Origin of the sequence: Bacillus pretiosus (genome assembly GCF_051294775.1) — a bacterium.
GTDB classification, from domain to species: Bacteria; Bacillota; Bacilli; order Bacillales; family Bacillaceae_G; genus Bacillus_A; species Bacillus_A wiedmannii.
This window is the reverse complement of sequence record NZ_JBPPHF010000335.1, coordinates 1-294: the sequence shown is the minus strand read 5'-3', so window position 1 is coordinate 294 and position 294 is coordinate 1. Positions and strand designations below refer to the sequence as shown.

Below are 294 nucleotides of genomic sequence, written 5' to 3'. Positions count from 1 at the left end.
TCTCTTCTCCTACCCATTTACGAGCAACAGTAATATGCGGATGATTCGGGCGCGCTTCTAAAGAAAATCCATTCCCTTCACACATAGCGTGCACTTGCTTTTGTAATTGAAGCAAATCGTAATTCTCGCTTACCTTCGACCAAAAAATACGCGGCCTATCTTCCATACCGAACGTAGAAAATCCTTGTAATGGGAACGCTAGTTCTTGCGTTTCTGTAAGGGTTTGTAATCCATTCTTTATTCCTTCTAATTGTTCCTCTGTTGCACTACCTAAAAATGAAAGGGTAATATGGT

1 protein-coding gene is annotated in these 294 nt (G+C 40.8%); it reads right to left on the bottom strand.

Annotated features, from left to right (window positions below; translation table 11 throughout):
* The coding region (gene thpR / locus ACSG5Z_RS31130) for an RNA 2',3'-cyclic phosphodiesterase (protein ID WP_435712885.1) at positions 1-294 on the bottom strand (294 nt) is incomplete at both ends.